Source organism: Leucobacter coleopterorum (assembly GCF_011382985.1).
In the GTDB taxonomy this organism is placed as follows: domain Bacteria; phylum Actinomycetota; class Actinomycetes; order Actinomycetales; family Microbacteriaceae; genus Leucobacter; species Leucobacter coleopterorum.
In genome coordinates, this window is record NZ_CP049933.1 from 335994 (window position 1) to 353804 (window position 17811).

16 protein-coding genes are annotated in these 17811 nt (G+C 56.1%); 11 read left to right on the forward strand and 5 right to left on the reverse strand.

Annotation, left to right across the window (positions count from 1 at the left end; translation table 11 throughout):
* Positions 1-34: 34 nt before the first annotated feature.
* A complete protein-coding gene (locus G7066_RS01590; protein ID WP_166328526.1) occupies positions 35-1435 on the reverse strand; it encodes an MFS transporter in 1401 nt (466 codons plus the stop codon).
* A gap of 141 nt (positions 1436-1576) precedes the next feature.
* On the opposite strand from G7066_RS01590, the gene G7066_RS01595 reads away from it, so the two are divergent.
* The 10 genes from G7066_RS01595 (at position 1577) to G7066_RS01635 (ending at position 9186) form a co-directional block, all read left to right on the forward strand.
* Positions 1577-2245, forward strand: a complete 669-nt coding sequence (locus G7066_RS01595; RefSeq protein WP_166328527.1) for a response regulator transcription factor — start codon at positions 1577-1579, stop codon at positions 2243-2245.
* The gene (locus G7066_RS01600) at positions 2242-3342 is read left to right on the forward strand and encodes a histidine kinase dimerization/phospho-acceptor domain-containing protein (protein WP_166328528.1); all 1101 of its coding nucleotides are present in this window, start codon (positions 2242-2244) and stop codon (positions 3340-3342) included. Before G7066_RS01595 ends, G7066_RS01600 begins: the two co-directional genes overlap by 4 nt.
* Positions 3327-3704, forward strand: a complete 378-nt coding sequence (locus G7066_RS01605; RefSeq protein ID WP_166328530.1) for a sensor histidine kinase — start codon at positions 3327-3329, stop codon at positions 3702-3704. The genes G7066_RS01600 and G7066_RS01605 overlap by 16 nt, the downstream gene beginning before the upstream one ends.
* A complete protein-coding gene (locus tag G7066_RS01610; protein WP_166328532.1) occupies positions 3701-4732 on the forward strand; it encodes a TAXI family TRAP transporter solute-binding subunit in 1032 nt (343 codons plus the stop codon). Before G7066_RS01605 ends, G7066_RS01610 begins: the two co-directional genes overlap by 4 nt.
* Before the next feature lie 453 nt (positions 4733-5185).
* The gene (locus G7066_RS16755; RefSeq protein ID WP_280116184.1) at positions 5186-5311 is read left to right on the forward strand and encodes a hypothetical protein; all 126 of its coding nucleotides are present in this window, start codon (positions 5186-5188) and stop codon (positions 5309-5311) included.
* Positions 5304-5546, forward strand: coding sequence for a hypothetical protein (locus tag G7066_RS01615; RefSeq protein ID WP_166328534.1), 243 nt, complete (start codon positions 5304-5306; stop codon positions 5544-5546). The genes G7066_RS16755 and G7066_RS01615 overlap by 8 nt, the downstream gene beginning before the upstream one ends.
* A 1004-nt stretch (positions 5547-6550) precedes the next feature.
* Positions 6551-7414 carry an alpha/beta fold hydrolase gene (locus tag G7066_RS01620; RefSeq protein WP_166328536.1) on the forward strand — a complete coding sequence of 288 codons (864 nt, stop codon included), beginning with the start codon at positions 6551-6553 and terminating at the stop codon, positions 7412-7414.
* An 11-nt stretch (positions 7415-7425) separates the two neighbouring features.
* Complete coding sequence (locus G7066_RS01625; RefSeq protein ID WP_166328538.1) at positions 7426-7938, forward strand: hypothetical protein; 513 nt, start codon at positions 7426-7428, stop codon at positions 7936-7938.
* A 14-nt stretch (positions 7939-7952) separates the two neighbouring features.
* A complete protein-coding gene (locus tag G7066_RS01630) occupies positions 7953-8747 on the forward strand; it encodes a class I SAM-dependent DNA methyltransferase (RefSeq protein ID WP_166328540.1) in 795 nt (264 codons plus the stop codon).
* Positions 8748-8793: 46 nt separating this feature from the next.
* Complete coding sequence (locus tag G7066_RS01635; RefSeq protein ID WP_166328542.1) at positions 8794-9186, forward strand: hypothetical protein; 393 nt, start codon at positions 8794-8796, stop codon at positions 9184-9186.
* A gap of 139 nt (positions 9187-9325) precedes the next feature.
* Here G7066_RS01635 and G7066_RS01640 read toward each other — a convergent pair whose 3' ends face one another.
* The 4 genes from G7066_RS01640 to G7066_RS01655 form a co-directional block, all read right to left on the reverse strand.
* Positions 9326-10615, reverse strand: a complete 1290-nt coding sequence (locus tag G7066_RS01640; protein WP_425280746.1) for an isochorismate synthase — start codon at positions 10613-10615, stop codon at positions 9326-9328.
* A gap of 177 nt (positions 10616-10792) precedes the next feature.
* Positions 10793-11449, reverse strand: a complete 657-nt coding sequence (locus G7066_RS01645) for a hypothetical protein (RefSeq protein WP_205881499.1) — start codon at positions 11447-11449, stop codon at positions 10793-10795.
* A 29-nt stretch (positions 11450-11478) separates the two neighbouring features.
* Entirely contained in the window at positions 11479-13365 is a 1887-nt protein-coding gene (locus G7066_RS01650) for an AAA family ATPase (RefSeq protein WP_166328545.1), read from the reverse strand.
* Positions 13366-13503: 138 nt separating this feature from the next.
* Positions 13504-14607 (reverse strand): type I restriction endonuclease, encoded by a 1104-nt coding sequence (locus tag G7066_RS01655; protein ID WP_166328547.1) that lies wholly within the window; start codon positions 14605-14607, stop codon positions 13504-13506.
* 602 nt (positions 14608-15209) lie between these two features.
* On the opposite strand from G7066_RS01655, the gene G7066_RS01660 reads away from it, so the two are divergent.
* On the forward strand, positions 15210-17807 hold the full coding sequence (locus tag G7066_RS01660; protein WP_166328549.1) for an AAA domain-containing protein: 2598 nt from the start codon (positions 15210-15212) through the stop codon (positions 17805-17807).
* The last annotated feature ends 4 nt before the right edge of the window (positions 17808-17811 follow it).

Below are 17811 nucleotides of genomic sequence, written 5' to 3' on the forward strand. Positions count from 1 at the left end.
GCGACGCGGGAACGGGACCGGAAGCCTCAGCGATCTAGCGTGAAGGGTTAGTGGCTGGCTCTTTCGTAGCCTCTACGCCGATAAGTGGCGCAGCCTGAGCACCCGCAACCTTGGCCTGCATCTCGTCTTCGTTGTCGAGCCAGTTGGCTCCCTTGTTCTTCAAGAAGAAGATGTAGACGAAGAGCGACACCGCAATGATGCCCATGACGTACCAGATGAACGTGTTGAGGTGACCGCTCTCGCCAGCCGCCGCGTGCAGCATCGGGGCCGTGCCGCCGAACACCGAGTTCGCGAGCGCGTACCCGAGGCCGACGCCCAGCGCGCGAATGTGCGTCGGAAAGAGCTCTGCCTTCACAACCGCGTTGATCGAGGTGTAGCCGGTCAGAATGATGAAGCCGCCGACCAGGATCAGGAACGCAGACATCGGGTTCTGCTGCTGGGGCAGGAAGGTGAGCAGGAACCAGGTGTAGCAGAGCCCGCCGATTCCGAAGAACACCAGCAGCGTCTTGCGGCCAACGATGTCCGAGAGCCAGCCACCGATCGGCTGCAGCAGCATCAGAATAATGAGCGCAATCAGGTTAATGAACGTGCCCGCTAGCACATCACCTTCAGAGAAGGAATTCTTGACGATACTTGGCCCCGTGACCGAGTACGTGTAGAAGGCGACGGTGCCACCGGCGGTCACCAGGAAGCAGAGCAGCAGGGGGCGCCACTGGTTCACAAAGAGTTCGCGCATGGATCCGGCCTGCTTGGCTTCTCCCGTGCGCACCGCGGCGAGATCCGAGCTGGTCAGTGTCTCATCCATGGTGCGGCGCACCCAGAACACAACCACGGCACCGACTCCGCCGATCCCGAACGCTACGCGCCATCCCCACGAGGTCATCTGTTCCGGTGTCAGCGTGAGCAGCATCACCATGAGGGTGAACTGCGCGAGTACGTGGCCGCCGACCAGCGTGACGTACTGGAACGACGAGAGGAAGCCGCGGCGACCCGAGATGGCGGTTTCAGACATGTACGTCGCGCTGGTGCCGTACTCGCCGCCGGTCGCGAAGCCCTGCACGAGGCGGGCAAACACGAGGATGACGACTGCGCCGCCACCAATCGTCTCTGCCGTCGGGGCGATGGCGATGATCGCCGAACACGCCGCCATCACCGACACCGAGGTGGCGAGAGCCCGGCGTCGCCCGTGTCGATCGGCGAAGCGGCCGAAGAACCAGGATCCTACTGGCCGCATCAAAAACGTGACCGCAAAGATGGCCCAGACATAGATGGTTGAGTTCTTCTCGTCGGCCGCGAAGAACTGGGATTCGAAGTAGGTCGCAAACACTGAGTAGACGTAAACGTCGTACCATTCGACCAGGTTGCCGGCCGATCCTTTCAGCGTGTTTGAGATGGATCGCCGCAGAGTGGGCGACGTGAGTGTCGTCGTTGACATGGTGTGCTCGTCTTCCGGGTTTGAGGGATTATTCAGGTAGTCTTCCCAGTATTCGCTGCGGGCTGCGCCTCCGCCTCTGCCCTTAACGCTTCCTTTACGTAGCGGGATCGCGGCGGTGCGCGCAAAAGCTAAACTGCTGACATGCGTGTTTTAGTCGCCGAGGACGATCCCTCAGTGGCGGCCGCACTCTCGGGCGCGCTCACCAAAGCCGGCTACAGCTGCACGCGCGTGGCTCGCGGCGTCGACGTGCTTGAGCGACACCGAGAGTTCGAGCTGCTGATGCTCGATCTCGGGCTCGAAGACATGGACGGCATCGACGTGCTGCGTAAACTGCGCGAGCACAGCGACCTGCCGGTGATCGTGGTGACCGCACGAGACGATGAGCGATCCACCGTGCAAGCCCTGCGCCTCGGCGCCGACGACTATCTCGTGAAGCCGCTGCGCCTGCACGAGTTGCTCGCCCGCATCTCTGCCGTCACGCGTCGCTACGCGCGCGAGGTCTCGAAGCAGTTGTTGGTGGGGGATCTACGCGTTGATCCCGAGGCACAGCGCGCGAGCGTTCGCGGCGAAGAGGTCAAGCTGACCCCTACGGAGTTTGCCCTTCTCGCTGAACTGGCGCGTAAGGTGGGATCGGCAGTGAGCCGCGAGCACCTGGTCGCGCGGGTGTGGGGTGACGACTACCCCGCTGAATCGCGCACCTTCGACGTGCACCTCGCGCAGATCCGCAACAAATTGCCGATGCTGAGGATCGTGACGATTCGCGGATTTGGGTTTCGCCTGGAAGCGCCTGGACCGGAGCACTCGGCGTGAGGCTTAGGCTGCTGGTTCCCCTGCTCGTGTTTGGGCTCGTTGCGATTGGGGCGCTCGTGGTTCCGGCCGCGGTGGCGATTGCGCAGCAGCGCACTCAGCAACTGGAGCGGCAACGCGTTGAGGCATTCGACCAGATTGTGCAGCGTTCTTATGCTGTGGTGTCGGCGGGCGGGTCAGGATCGGACGCCGATCTCGCGGTGCTGGATCGATACCTCGAGCGCTTTTATGACACCTACCAGGAGCCCGTTTTGGTTGTCGACGGTGCCGGGGCCAGGGTGACCTCAATCGGGCAGGCACCTGAGGGAGAGGCCACCGACGCGGCCGTGAGCGACGCGCTGCGCGGGATCCCACAGCTCGAATTGCCGACTGTGTACCCATGGAGTGACGCGTGGGTTGTCGCCGCGCGCCCGTTGAAGATGGAGGGTAATGTCTCGGCCGGTGCTGTTGCGATTGGCATCTCGCAGGAGCGGGCGCGTCAAGACGTCACTCTGGGCTGGATTCAGCTCGGCAGCGTCGGCCTGATGCTGATCGCCGGATTGCTCGTGCTCGGCGTCGCGTGGAGTCGCTGGGTGCTGAGGCCCGTGCGGGTGCTTGATGCTGCGGCGAACGCGCTCGCCGAGCAAAGGCGGGTGGAGCCAACAGGAGTGACCGGGCCGCCCGAGCTGCGGCGGCTCGCCGCCTCGTTTGAGCGGATGGCGCGCAACGTCGAGGCGGCGCTTGAGCAGCAGCGCGGGCTCATTGCGGATGCGTCGCATCAGCTGCGTAATCCGTTGGCCGCTATTCGGTTGCGGATTGATGCGCTTGCTCCGGGCGGCGGTGGCGTTGGTGCCGACGCTGCCCTCGGAGAAGCCGCCGGCGATCCCGGTGCGGCCGTTGGCGCTGATGACACGGCTGCCGACGACGTTGCCGCGATCATGCACGATCTTGACCGCCTCGAAGCCACGCTTGAGCGCATGTTGAAGTTTGCGCACGCGGAGCATCGCGCGAGTCGGCGGCAGAGTGAGGTGGCCCGCCCGAGGAGAGTTTTGTCTCCGTCGCCACGCTTGTCGAGCCACACCGACGCGCGCTCGCCGCAGCGGGTGTGCGGCTCTCTCTAGTCGGGGAAGCGGAACCGGTAAGGATCGCGTGCAACCCGAGCGACCTCGAAGAGATGGTAGAGATTTTGCTGGAGAACGCTGGAAAGTATGCGGGGTCTGGCGCGGTGGTGACTGTCGCGGTGCGGCGTGAGGATGGCCGTGTGATCCTGCAGGTCTCGGACTCAGGGCCTGGTCTGAGTGATCGCGACCTCGAACAGATTGGCACGCGGTTCTGGCGAGCTGCCCAGCACCGCGACCAACCAGGTACCGGTCTCGGGCACGCAATCGTGGAGCAGATCGCGTATGGCAACGAGGGGGTTGTGACGGTGGATCGCGCACCAGAGGGCGGGCTGCGCACGCAGATCGAGTTGAGGGCGCTGTGAGTGGGGTTGGCTCGGGAGCGGGTTCAGTTTCTCGAAGGGGTCTGCTTGCCGGTGTGGTTGGTGGTTTTGCCGTGGGCGCGATCCCGACCCTCGCGGGTTGTGCCGCATCGCCCGTGCACCGCTTGAAGATGGCGTGCGGCGAGGCGGGCGGCATCTATCTGCAGTTTGGTGAGCTGCTGAGTGCTGCGGTTGATCGACGCGCGTCAGGCGGCGTTTGGGGGTCCGCGCGCGTGGCGGCGCAGCTGGAGCCACTCACCACCAACGGCAGCGCCGAGAACCTGCAACTGCTGCAAGACGGAGAAGCGGACCTCGCGATTGCGCTGGCCGACATCGTGCGCGAACACGAAAACGCGCGTCTCGCCGACGGGCGCCGCGCGGCGGGCGGACGCACGAACGTGGCGATTGGCCGGGTGTACCAGAACTACCTGCAGTGTGCGGTTCTTGCCGATGGCCCATTGCGAGGGCTGTCGGACCTGCGAGGTAAGGTGGTGTCAACGGGTGCGAGCGGATCCGGCAGCTCGTTTACGACCCGCCGGGTGCTCGATCTTGCGGGTCTCGGTGAGGCAGACGGAGGCCCGCGTCAGGTCGAGCACACTTTGGAAGACGGGCTGCGCGAGCTGCGGTTGGGTCGCATCGACGCCATGTTCTGGTCGGGAGGGGTGTCGACCCCCAAGATCGAGGAGTTCAGTGCGGAGGTGCCGCTGCGCCTGTTCGATCTGTCGACCGCGGCAGGGGCACTCGAGGCGGAGTATCCGCTCGTGTACCTGAAATCGACGATCCCGGCGAATGTCTACGGATCGACGGTGCCGACACCAACACTCGGCATCCCGAATCTGCTGCTCGCGAGCCCCGACCTGCCTGACGATATTGCCCGGCTCATCGTTGATGCGCTCGTGTTCGACGCGCGCAGGCTCGTGCCGAAGGGATCGGTGGGCGCGCAGTTCTTGACCCCCGTGAGCCTGATTGACACGGGCGCGGTGCCGCTGCACCCCGCGGCTCGGGATCGGTATCGCGAGGTTTATGGGTAGGGATGTACCCATTGTCATTCTGCGCGAGCTTGCGAGTCGCAGAATCGCCCCGGTCAGAGTCGCATGCTTGAGCGGAGGCTGCCGCTTTCGCACTGAATGTGTGGCTAACGCCATCCCTGGGCCCCAAACGCCTCGGTGATCGGCCGGAACTTTGACACCGTTTCGCGGAGCTGCTGTCCGTCTGCCAGCAAGTTTTCTGTGAATCAAGTTTCGCTCTAGCCTTATTCGGAATCATTTGTTAATTTAAATGCAACTTAGAAATCTTTCTAAGTTGTGAAGCGGTTGAAACTTACGTCGGCAAGGCGATGAAGTTGAACCTCTGATTCTGATTAGAGAAAGAAGCGAGACTGTGATCAAAGACGATATTTTAGCTCGAATGACAGCGTCCATTGAAGCTGTTGAAGATGCTAGTCAGCCAGAAGTGGCCGTCATACCGGGGGCAGCGTCCCGGCCTTGGCTACACCAGTGGCCGCCGTCGCATTTGGTGCCGCGATGCTTTTTACCCTTGCGAAGGGGATGCAAAGCCCTCTCACCCGCCCAGGTGCCGACATTCTCGCAGAGGAGGTGGCTGATGACTAGTCAGAGGCTTGCGGCCGTCCTTTCTGAATTCGACTTCCTGGGTAAGGACGAAATGCATATTGGTAGTTCAGGTACCAAAGGAATCCTGGCAACTCCTGCTATTACCGTAATTGGTATGACTGTCGGGTACTTTGCTGCCTGTTGGCAGGCGGGAGCCGCTGTATGCCAGGTGATGAATGCCTATGGTCGTGTAGCCCATGATCGACTCGAAGAGCATAAGCAAACTCTCCTCTGAAGGCTGATTCATATCTTGCGCGCATCATCACGGAAAAATAGGTTAGCTGCCACTAGAGAGAAGTCCCTCACCGCTTCTGAAAGATTTGCGGCCTTCACGAATGTTCTTGCCGCATCTGAGAAGCTCATAGCACATCGGGAACTTGGACCGGATGGCTTGGACTCGGTGGATGAGAGGGTTGATCAACTTGTTTTGGGTCCCAATGTTCTCCCGCAGTACCCGGCGCTGCTGAAGTTTTTTCGTCGCAAACGGATCGCTGTCAGTGTGGAGGTGGCGCGACTAGGCGCGGGACTCGCTTTGCTTTTGCCAAATGGTAGGGCAGGGCGGGCCCGTGACCTCGTTCGAGGGGTGCCGGGGTTGCGTTAATTGCATCACATATGGTGGCTGGAATTCGCAGACTTCCTGGCGGCGATGGGTCGGACCATTCAAGTTCCCAAGTTCTTCTAGGTACTTCCATAGCTAGGTTCGCCAAATCCGAAGCGGTCAAGGATTCTGCTATTTGGTATGTCGCCCTCCAAGGCGTGCTCTCATATTCAGTGGCCGGAGTTGCAAAGCTATTCGGAAAACCTTGGAGAGATGGTTCTGCTATTGCCGGTGTTATGAGGACGAGATCTTATGGGGATCGTTTCGTATGGAAGATGGCGGTCAGATACCCCAAAGTAACGCGGCTGGGGGCTTGGGGAGTGATGATTTGGGAGACACTCTTCCCACTTTCCCTACTCCCTGTCCCGGCTATTACTCGTGCATTTACTGTAAGCGCGAAGGTCTTCCATCTATTTGTCGGGGGAACGATGCGTTTGCAGCGATTTATTTGGGGGTTTGGTGGTTTTCATCCCGCGATTCATTACGTTGCCTCTCCGAAATCGACGTTGAGGACTACTCGGGATGACAGGCTCCCAGTTGCGTTTGGGGCAGCAGCGATATCTGCTGCCCTGGCCTTGCAAGTTACAAAGTATGTTCGAAAGTTGTTGTTGAGAACGCCTCCGACTTGGAGTCGTGTCCGCGTGAAATCTGGGAATAGCATCGCGTACTCAGGAAACTTCCGCAATGTAAAGACAGTTTTTGTTGTCTTGAGTGGCTTAGGAGTGCCGGCGGAAGCCTATACATGGCTCGCCGCTCACCTGAAATCACACACTCCCGATAGTGGTGTTTTGTTGGTTGAGAGAGCGGGCTACGGAGGAAGCGCCTGGCGTGCAAGCGGAGACGACCGCATGGCAAGAGCTACTGAGGATCTCGCTGACTTGCTATCTCGGCTTCAAGTTGAGGATTCTTTCGTCGTAGGTGTGGGGCACTCATTAGGAGGGGAAGTCCTAAGGCGAATTTCCTGGGAGCACCCCAGCCTTTTTGACGCGTATATGCTTCTTGACGCCACAAACCCTGCTCAATTTGACGACGGCGTATTCCCCCAATGGGAAAAAGACAACATGCTTGCACAAATCCGCAAAGATGAGGTGATTGCGAAGCTCGGATTTGGCTCCCTTATGGTGCCTGCAATTCCAACAACAGAACTACCAGCTAGTTACCGGCGACGGGCTGATATTGCTCAACGGGATTCGAAAATTTGGACTTCGGCTCGTAAAGAGTTGAAGTCACTCTTCGATTCGAAACTTAGGAAGAAAGCCCAACTCTTCTCGCCAGGGTCAAGAGGACTAGTTTTTGCTGCCGAAGCTACCTATAACAAGCCGGAACTAAAGAAGCTTCAAGACGACATTGCACGCGAAGTAATGACAACGAACGGAGATCCGTCGTCTTCACAGCCAATAATTATTGATGGGGATCATATGGACATGGTTCTTCGATCGACACATGCAGCACGGGTCGCTCTCGAGATCTCGCTGTTCGTTTCCTCGGGAAATGAGTTCCGTTGAGAGTAAACAGATTGGGCAGTTTCAGCCTTATTTCCAGCCTCGTGGTTCTTCTCGTTGCCACGCTGTTTCAACAGAGTTCAAACCCCAGATATGCGCGTTTTCGAGTCATTGATTTCCTTGGAATATTGCCGATGTGGAGCTTTTTTGCGCCCGTTCCCGCGCGCCATGATTTCTATATTCTTTGGAGGCTGATTGATGCTGGGGGGCAAGTCGGGAACTGGGAAGAACTGAGAACCTCTCGAGGCCAAAAGTGGTATCAAACGCTGTTCTATCCAGGACGCAGGCATTCGAAAATTGTGTTTGACCTAGTTCAGGACCTCCAGCGAAGCCTCTCTAGTGGCCATGAAGCAACTGTTACAAGTGATGGTGCATACGTCGCGCTAAAGAATTTCACCAGGCGTCAAGCTCAGCTACGAGCAAGAAATGAAGTGAGTTTTCAGATGTGTGCAATTCGCGATGGCGGTTTTGACGAAGCAGAAGAACCCGAAGTTTTGTTCCTCTCGAAGCACTATGCAATCAACTAACTTAGGAGTGAAGAATGCGGCCCATCGAGTTCAAGGACTACGGTGAGAGTTTTGCCCAAATCTATGATCGAATGGTTCCACCTGTTAGTGACCTTGCGCAGATAGGGGCCAGCATTGCGCAGGCTCTTGAAGACGGCAAAAATGCCTCTGTCGTTGAGCTTGGTGTAGGTACAGGGCGTGTGGCGATTCCCCTATCCGCCGAATTGCGACGTCGATATGGGGAATCCCTCAAATATATTGGCGTAGATGGCTCAAGTGAAATGCTAGATAAACTGCGTGAGCGTGATCTGAATCATCAAGTTATCTCTGTAGCCGCTGATGTGACCTCCTGGCGTGAACTCCAAGAGACAATTCGGGCTTCTTCGGTTGATGTTGTGTTTTGTGTCGGTGGGACATTCCCTCAAATCCAGTCCTCAGACGCGCAATTTGCCGCATTTGCCAACGCGTCTAGGATGCTTCGACGAGGAGGAAAGTTTGTCATCGAATGCCACAATCCGACAGCTGTGCAACAAATGGTCTCTGTGACTGCGGGTACCATGACGGTTCGATATCCGGCGTCGCAGACGGCTCTAGTTTGGTTTTCTACCATCGATGATAAAACGGGCATTTGGGATATTGAGGAGGTATGGATTGAGGGAACTGTTTCGACATGGCTTCGCGAAACGACTCTCCTGACAGCTGTCGAGACGTTGGACTCTTATGCCTCTCAATCGGAGATGAAGCGCGTGGACCTAACAGGTGCATTCGGTGAGTCCACGCCGTACTCTGAACAGTCAATGATGTATACCGCCACGTATGAGAAATGTTAGGGGTGCACGGCGTCGGTAAGATCACCGGTGTTGTCAGGTTATAGATATGAGTTTCTGGCAGAAGCAGTGGGAATTGACCTCCCGATCTGCGCTAACTCGTCGAGATGCATTTGGTCTCGTGTTGCTGGCGTCGATTATTGAAGCAAATTTTGGATCCAGGGTGATCTGGATATTTCTGATTTTCCTGCTAGTCCCTGAGTTCGCGTGGGCCCTCTCCGCCCTGACCGGCAAGGTTGGGCAGAGAGTGCTACTTGAGAGTCAGGTCGTCCTCTATCCGGTTTTACTTCTCGGCCTTGGTTTTACAGGAATCTTTGATTCGGCGGATGGTCTTTTGATATCTGCAGGAAGCGGCTGGCTCTTGAGAATCGCTATCCAAAGACTGGTGGCTAAAGATGTACTCGCGTTAGTTGTGAAAAGTGGCCAGAACTCGCCCTTGTAAAGGTGGTCGGAATCTAGGTTCATGTAGCACCAGAACTTATTTCAAAGTGCAGGGACAGCTTGCCGGTTTTGTGGCGAGTCCCGTTTTGCGAGCCTTGCAGGGTAGTGCTTGACCGAGTAGATCAAGCCTCGTAAAACAGTTAATCCCCAAACGCCTCAGTGATCGGCCGGAACTTTGACACCGTTTCGCCGAGTTCGTGTTCGGGATCCGATCCCGCAACGATTCCCCCGCCTGCGCTGGCGATGATCCTGCGCTGGCCGCCCTCGGCCTTTTCGACCTGCGCGCAGCGCAGCGCGATGACCCACTCGCCGTCGCCGTCAGCGTCGATCCAACCGACAGCGCCTGAGTAGCGGCCGCGGTCGAAGGGCTCGAGCTTATTGATTGCTGCGACCGCTGTGGCGGTCGGGGTGCCCGCGATGGCGGCGCTGGGATGGATCGCGTCGACGAGTTCGAGCGACGAGCTCTGCTCCTTGAGCGTCGCGCCGAGGTCGGTCGCGAGGTGCCACACGTTGGGCAGCTGGAGCGGGAAGGGCGCTTCGCTCGTGCGCAGTTCGTTGACGTGCGGAGAGAGCGCGGTCACCACACTCTGCACGGCGAAGGCGTGCTCGTGCTGCTCTTTGGCGCTCGTGAGCAGTTCGTCGCGGGCTTGCGCGTCGCGCTTGTCGGACTCCGGGTGTCGACCTCGTGTACCCGCGAGCACCCTTGCTGAGACCGCACCGTCGGTGGTGCGTATGAGGGTTTCGGGACTCGCGCCGATGAGGCCGTCGACGGCAAAGGTCCAGCAGTCGAGGTAGCGGTCGGCGAGGCGCTTGAGCGGTGTGCGCAGGTCCGCGTCGTCTGCAAGTGTGCCCGCGATCTGGCGGGCTAGCACGATCTTTTCGGCTTTGCCCTTGTCGATTGTTTCGGCGGCCTTGCGGACGCCTTCCAAGTATTTGGTGACCGTGTCTGGGGCCGCCTCGAAGGTTGTGGCGTGCCAGGGGTTTTGTGGCTTGGGGGTGGGGATCGCGGGCGCTTCATGGCTTGATGCTTCTGCGGCATGGGTCGAGTTTGTGATCTCGGTGATCTCCGTGATCCAGGCGGCCTCGCGGTGCTGTGCAACGAGGATCCGCGGCACGATCAGCACGCTTTCGACTTTGCTATGGTCGGCGAACGCGAAGGTACCGAGCGCGACCAGCCCGGTGCCGGGCATCTGCACGGGATCGTCGATCTGCGCGTTCTTGGCGATCGCGCGCCAGGTGTTGGCGGCTTCGGTGAAGCGGTCGGGGCTTGTGAAGGTGAGTCTCAGTGTTTCCCCGATGCCGACGCAACCGCGATCCCCGCGGAGCCACAGCAGCGGGTCGCTCGGATCGGCGAGTGCGACGAGATCCGGAGTGCCAGCGAGGGGTCTCGTGACCGCGCGAAGCAGGGGTACGACGGGATCGATTGGCACCCTCATAATCTAGCGGGTGGGGCTGGGCAGGGTTTGTGGGGGCTTGAGACCAGGATCGTAACTTTGGGAAATCGATTTAACCCTTGATCTAGTTGCTTCTGGGCCAAGGGGCTCCATTTGCAATTGTGGCTAAGAAAAGTTCAGCCCAGGATTCGATCTGGGAGTCTGATAATTGCCTTAGGCGGCATACCTTTTCACGCGGTCATGCCACGCTTTCAGCCACTGGACTTCTCGTTCGACTTCGTCGATTGTTGGTGGCACGTAGTTCTCGTCCGGTGCATTGTCATGCCGGGTCGCCCAACCCGAGATCTGCGTATAGGCCGCCTGATACTCGTCATGGTCAACTTGGCTAAATTTTGGCAAAATTTTTAATTTTGTTGGACGAACTTCATTTGAACCGCGATCGACCAGTTCGTTCACAATGTGAAGATTCACTGCTCGTTCCAGCGTTTGCGAGAGACGACCAGCCAGCGATCCAATCTGGTCGGCATACTGTTCTGAGGTCAACTCAGCTCGTTGCTTCCTCATTCGGGCTAGTTCAGACTCCAACCCATTAATGCGTTGCGGAATGTCACGGGCTGACCAAGGGAAATCATTGGTTATCAGTCCTGGCTGATCCTCGCCCACCCGTTGAATAGAACAGCTCTTAACTGCGACAGATTGCCGCTTCGCCGCCTTCCTCAATGCATGCACGAACGTGATTTCGTGAGTGAACACGACGACCTGACGTTGCTTAGCGAGTTCAATAAGACGCTCCGCAACTTTTGTCCGCCGCTCGGAATCCAACGAAGTGACCGGGTCATCAAAGATGACCCCAGAACGTGAGGCATCCAACTCGACCTCCGTGAGGAAGCCGGCCAAACCTAGTGCCGTTTGCTCCCCTCGCTAAGGACTACTTCAACAACCGCATCTTGTTTTGAGTCTAGCAAGCTCGGTTTATGCTCAAGGGCCGATTCTTTACCGCGACCCGTGTGGTTAAGCGTGACGCGACGGAGTCCTAGCTGCTCAGTTTCACTCCTGAAGAGATTCTGAACTTCTTGGGTTACGTATTTCTCAGTGAGTTCAACGCGTTTTTTTGTTATCGAGTTCGTTACAATTTGTCGGCGGGCGCTTTCAATCGCCCGGCGTTGGCGGAGTCGCTTAATCTCAATATCGATTGCTGCTCGTGCCTCGCTTAGTGCTTTCGAGTCTTGCAATTCAGCTACTGTTTTGCTGGTTCTTAGGAGGATCTCGGTGAATTCCTCAGCATCGATTTTCCCGGCGAGCTCTTTCAACTTCTGAGACTTCAGGGCGACTTCTTTGGTAATTGTTCCCAATATCGGGTCCGGTTCTGCCGTGTCCTCGTCATCGATCCATTTGATAGCAACTGTTGCGGTCTGCATTGAAGAATCTAGCCAGGCTAGCGTTTCTTGTATGTTTTCCCCTCCCTCCTTTAGTCGATTTATTGCGGAAGAAACCGAGGGAGGAAGGGTTTGGAGCCGATTGAGATGGTCCTTGACTGTCGAGAATGAGGCAGCAGCAGCGTCGGCTTCGCGAGAAATATGATCTGCTACGAATGCTTCGAACCGCTTGAGCCGGTCCGCCGCCTGTACAGACAACGGCTGCTGACACAACACACAAACCGCATCTTCTCCGGTGAAAGGAAAGGAGTGGTCCTGGTAAGCATCAGCAAGCGAGAATTCACGTGCGGCCTCCCAAAGCGCGCGCCATGCTTCTGAACCGACACACACAATGGATTCAGAGTCAAAAGATTGTGCCGAAGCGATTCGTGCTGCTTCGCGTAGCTGGTCGACTCGCTTTTTTTGGCCGATGAGAGCTTCCAGTGATTCTTGGTTCAGACTAGATTCGAGTTCTTTCGTATGTGTTTCGATAACTGACCAGTCACGTGAAAGCTCTGTGAGCCTGGACTTCTCTTTGTTTGGATCGCTACCTTTGAGTCGCGCTTCCTCTGTTAGAGATCTTGCCAATCTCGCGTCGTGCTCATCTCCAAGGGTTATGGCGGCAGACAGGGCTTCCGGGGTCGTATCTGCTGAAAGCGATTTCATAAACCGCGACGCGCTAGTGTCGGCATTGAGCAGCGGGAGTTGCGGTCGATCAGAATCATTGGCCAAGAGCCGGTCTTTGAATTCCGAAGCAAGTATTTCGCAAGCGGACGAGAGCTGGTCGAGGATTGTGAGAGCGGACGGCTGATAATTGATTTCGGACGCTTTAGTTACGTAGGCTTCGCCACAGTCTTCATCGTAAAAACGGAGGCGCGATAGATGGATACTTTTTTGATCCCCCAGACTCCAACTCATTGCCTTCGAGCCGACCGAATAACTGATGGTGGCGGTCTGAGGGATCATGCTTTCCGAGAAGACATTCCCTAAAAGTTGACCTGACTTGACCCGAGAAGTTACCGCCTCACGGATAAGGCGCGCGTAGCCGGATTTCCCACTAGCGTTGTTTCCGAAGATGATGGTGAGGCCGTTCGTGCCTATGGGTAGTATTTGGTCAGGCATTAAGGCGTTGATGCCAGCAACTTCGCTGACCTCAGAGAGTATGACGGAATCTCCCGAGGCTGTCGATCCAGGTATATCTGCTGCCAAAATATCGGGCATTGCTGTGTAGGTTCCGCCGACTAGCTGATCAGCTATTTCAATCACGTCGTCAGGAGAAAGTATCTCGTTCTTACAAAAGCGAGCGATAACATCTTTCTGCCAGTTTGGTCGAGTGGCTGCCCAAATTGCCAACTCATCGTTAAGTGCCATGCCCGGCTCTCCTCTGCTTGTCGATACCTAAATTTTTGAAATCTTCATTTTTGATGTAGATGATTTAACTAATCTCAAGGTTGGATTCTTCATTTTCTCTACAAGCTTGCAGCGCAACTATTATTGCCATGAATGACATCACTCATAAAAGTGCACAGTCTCCCGAATCTGATCCGCGAACTTATAGATCTCGTCGAGCGAATCAATAGGGTGCCGAGTCTCGACCTTCTCCGAGTCGAAGAGGCCGATGTAGCGCTGTGAAGTGTTGAACCAAAGCCGGGCGATAGGCCGACGATTGTTGTCGTCTAACAGCACACCGAAGTAACTCTTCGTATCGCGACTCGCGATGCGAGCCGGGGGAACTTCACTGCACGCGATCGCGCGGATGATCTGGAACCCTTCAATTTCCTCCAGGGTCGTATCGATGCCGTCACCGCGTTCGATGTTCTCGACAGAAGCCTCAGCCACGTGCTCACTTGCTTCAGATGAAGAGACAGAGGTGTTATCCGAGACCGGAGCCTGCCCTCCGAGCGCCGCCTTGAGTCGATCGTTAACCCGATCGCTAAGAAACTGCATAGTTGCCTTCGCGACGAGGCCAGAGAATTGATCCCGGACCTTCTGCGTGAATTGGCCCTCATAAACACGGGTCGTGAGGAACTTCACCCATTCAATGTCGGGCGATGCAAACTGCGCCGCGAGCACTCGCTTGAGTTCGCCCACGTATTTGAGTTCTTCGGCGGCGCTAATAATCGACTCGAGATCGAAGGCGTCTTTGCTGAGCTTCTTGAGTTCAGGCACAAGGGCCGAGTCCATGTCGGAAACCTGTACAACAAGGAATGGCTTCTCGTCCATCTTGTTTGGGGCGTCGAGGTCGGTGAAGAATTGATACTCGTCGCCATTGGTCAACACCGCAATGCGGGCATTCGCGACCGCGAAGTAGCGGAACAGTTGGGAAGCATGCTTGATGTTGAGAGGTGCTCCGATATGTTTGCACTCAATCAGGATCTGAACGTCTCCATCTTTCACGATGGCGTAGTCGACTTTTTCGCCCTTCTTGGTGCCTACATCGGCAGTAAATTCCGGCACGACCTCGCTGGGGTTGAACACGTCGTACCCCAGGATGAGGGAAATGAAGGGCATAACAAACGCGTTTTTGGTTGCCTCTTCAGTCTCGATCGAAGAGCGCTGCTGAGTGATCTTCGTTGCAAGACTGGCAATACGTTCAGCTGTTTCGGTTGGCATAGTGCTCCTTTGCGACGGTACGTACCTAAAACTGATCATAGCTTTTTAAGTGTGATGCGCTAATTCAAGATTTAACTTTTCGTTTTTCGACACCAAAAACGGAATGAGAAGTATAAGGTGGCGCGCTAGAACTCAAGGCCCGGCTTGACGCTTTGGGGCTTGCCTCGTTCCTTACGTGTTGCGCCCACCGTCCTTCATGCTTTTTAAGCGAAGTCGGGGTCTAAGGAAGGTCTTCATTGAGGCGGTTTGTTTGTGTATTGTCGCTTTTCTAAATGAGTGGCTCTTAACTCTTCTCGGCATGCGCAATTTTTGTTTCGCATAGGATGTGAAATGGATGTCTTTGTTTAGTGCTCAGCGAGGGAAACTATGATCGACCCGAGAAGCGAGATGGTGCTTACCAGGAGGCCGGGAGGTGGCCCACTTGAGGATAAGACTGGAGAAGTCGAAGAGTACGTTTACATGCATGCTGAGGGTAAGGTCCAAGTCAAATACCTTGGGAGGGCGAAACGGTACAGCTACAAGATGGAGAATTTTGCATCGTTGCAAGACCCAACTTGTTTGGCGCACGGCGTAGATATTTGGGTTGAGATCAGAGGAGAGATTTGGGGGAAGGGGTTACTGAAGTCTGGTACTTCCCTGGTCCGGAAGGCGACTATGTTCAGGTCTTTACTCGTCGTAACGACGTAGAGGCTCGTTATTCATACCCTGCTGAAGATGTTCGAGTCATTCAAGATGCGGCCAGTTCTGATTTTGGCCAGCCCTTACTTGCATATCTGCGAAGCATTGTAGCTGCGTTGCCGACAAAAGGCGGAAAGCCCGACCCACTGCAGTTTCCGTACGAAGGCCTCGACAAAGTGCATCCGGATAGCGTGCTTGGCAGACTGATCACTGGCGAACCGATCCTTGAAGAATCTGATGCAGCGGCCGTAACGCCAATTTATCCTTTTGGGTCCAACCTCAGCCAGCGAAGTGCTGTTAAGAATGCCCTTCGATACTCGGTCTCGGTCATCGACGGGCCACCCGGAACCGGCAAAACTCACACCATCGCAAATCTGGTGGGATCACTCATCGCCGAACCGGGGTTGAGCATCGGTGTTGTGTCCTTCAACAACGCTGCCGTTGATAACGTTCGTGACAAGCTGGCGGGTGGTGGATTCGGATTCGCACTTGCCAATTTAGGTCGCCGCGAAAAGCGGGACGAGTTCTTTGCGAATCAAGCTGCACGCAACGCAGAATTGCAGGCCTATCTCGGGGCTGCAACTGTAGACCGGCCGCAAATTGAGCAAATGCAACAGATCGAGCAAACGCTTAACGCGCATCAAAAGCAGGAGCGCGAACTTCAACGTCTACGTAGAGAACTCGAAGCCCTTCTGCTCGAACAGCGTCATTTTGAGCGAGTGATCGATGGCGAAGATCTCCCTGAGCTCGACGGTGTTGCCCTGCTGGAGCGCACTTCTGACCGCATTCTCGAGTTTCTTGCAGAGACCCAGTTTCCTCAGGAGGGAAATCGCCTGCGCAAATGGGTGAGACATTTGCGGTGGCTGATCAAGTTTGGCTCGCTTCGAGGGGTAGATATCGACAGCACAGACAGTGTCCTTCGCCTCTATCGCGCATACTATGAGCGTCGAAGCACAGAGCTGACTAATCAGATCGAGCACCTGGAAAAAGCATGTCGCGACGCAGATCTCAAGCAATTGATCAAGACGCAGGGTGAACTCTCAAAGGCCTACTTAAACGAGGGCCTACGTCGCCGTTACTTCGCGCGGGATACTCCAGAATACGACTCCCGTAACTACCGGCGAAAGATGCGTGAGTTCCTCACCGACTACCCCGTCGTCTTGAGCACCTGCCACTCGCTCCGTAACAGCCTCGATGAGGGGCGATTGCTCGACTATCTCGTTATTGACGAAGCTTCACAGCTCGACTTACCAACTGCGGCACTTGCTCTAGCGTCGTGTCGTCGTGTCGTAATTGTTGGTGATCTGCGGCAGATTCCTCACATTCCCAACGAGGACGCGGCTGCACAAGCGGGGGATGCCCCGCATCCAGCCTTCGACTATCTCGAGCACAACGTGCTGTCTTCGCTTATCGAATTTTACGGAGAGGCACTGCCCCGAACCGTGTTGCGCGAGCACTATCGTTGTGATCCCGCGATTATCGGTTTTTGCAATCAAAAGTTTTACGGGGGTGAGCTTATCTCCTACTCTAAAATTGGCACCTCGCAGGATGCGCTGGCTTTGAACCCGACCGCGCCAGGAAACCATATGCGCCAGTTTCGTTCGGGAGGTCGTATTAACCGCAGAGAGATTGAGCTAATTCAAGACGAGGTGATCCCCTATTTGCCCGCAAAATACTCGCGCGAAGACATCGGAGTGACGACTCCTTATCGGCGTCAGGCAAACGAACTTTCGGATTCCCTCAATGAAGATTCTGGCCCTATCGAAGCGGATACGGTGCACCGCTATCAGGGAAGAGAAAAGCCGGTCATCATCATGAGTACCGTTCTTGATGAGACAAGGCAGGGAAGGATCGGCACTAGATTCGTTGACGATCCGCACCTTGTTAACGTGGCGGTATCGAGAGCTGTAGAACGCTTCGTTTTAGTTACCAACAATGACCTATTGCCCAAGAGTCGGCACTTGCGAGATCTTGTTGGATACATCAGATATCAGAATCCCGAGCGGGAGTTGCCCGACAGCAAGGTGGTATCGGTATTCGACCTGCTCTACAGCAAACAATCTGAGAAGCTATCTGAACTTGCCAGACGAATTGGAGGGCCGAGCAAATTCAAATCGGAGAACATCATTTGGACTGTGCTGAAGGACATTCTGGAAGATGAAGCGTACCTAGGTCTCTCAGTTTCACCTCAAATTTTGCTTCAGACTGTCGTTCCACCCAGTGCAACACTGACGGCGGATCAGGCCGCCTACTTGAAGAATCGGGCTTCACTCGACTTTGTGGTCTACAACGGGGTGACTAAGACTCCATTGCTCGCAATCGAGGTGAACGGCTTTGCTTTCCACGACAACAAGCCAGAGCAACTTCGGCGAGATCAACTCAAAGCCGAGATATTGCAACAGTCGGGGATCCCGTTCCTCACTCTGCCAACTACAGGCAGCTCCGAGTATGAGCGCATTCGTGATGCGTTAGACGCGGCATTGGATACTGCGGTGCTGATACCAATGAGTGAAGAGTCCTAACCGC

What these genes read in the sequence shown, in the direction of transcription:
- G7066_RS01590 (WP_166328526.1), bottom strand. Translation starts at nt 1,435, where the DNA reads ATGTCAACGACGACACTCACGTCGCCCACTCTGCGGCGATCCATCTCA.
- G7066_RS01595 (WP_166328527.1), top strand. Translation starts at nt 1,577, where the DNA reads ATGCGTGTTTTAGTCGCCGAGGACGATCCCTCAGTGGCGGCCGCACTC.
- G7066_RS01615 (WP_166328534.1), top strand. Translation starts at nt 5,304, where the DNA reads ATGACTAGTCAGAGGCTTGCGGCCGTCCTTTCTGAATTCGACTTCCTG.
- G7066_RS01630 (WP_166328540.1), top strand. Translation starts at nt 7,953, where the DNA reads ATGCGGCCCATCGAGTTCAAGGACTACGGTGAGAGTTTTGCCCAAATC.
- G7066_RS01635 (WP_166328542.1), top strand. Translation starts at nt 8,794, where the DNA reads ATGAGTTTCTGGCAGAAGCAGTGGGAATTGACCTCCCGATCTGCGCTA.
- G7066_RS01650 (WP_166328545.1), bottom strand. Translation starts at nt 13,365, where the DNA reads ATGGCACTTAACGATGAGTTGGCAATTTGGGCAGCCACTCGACCAAAC.
- G7066_RS01655 (WP_166328547.1), bottom strand. Translation starts at nt 14,607, where the DNA reads ATGCCAACCGAAACAGCTGAACGTATTGCCAGTCTTGCAACGAAGATC.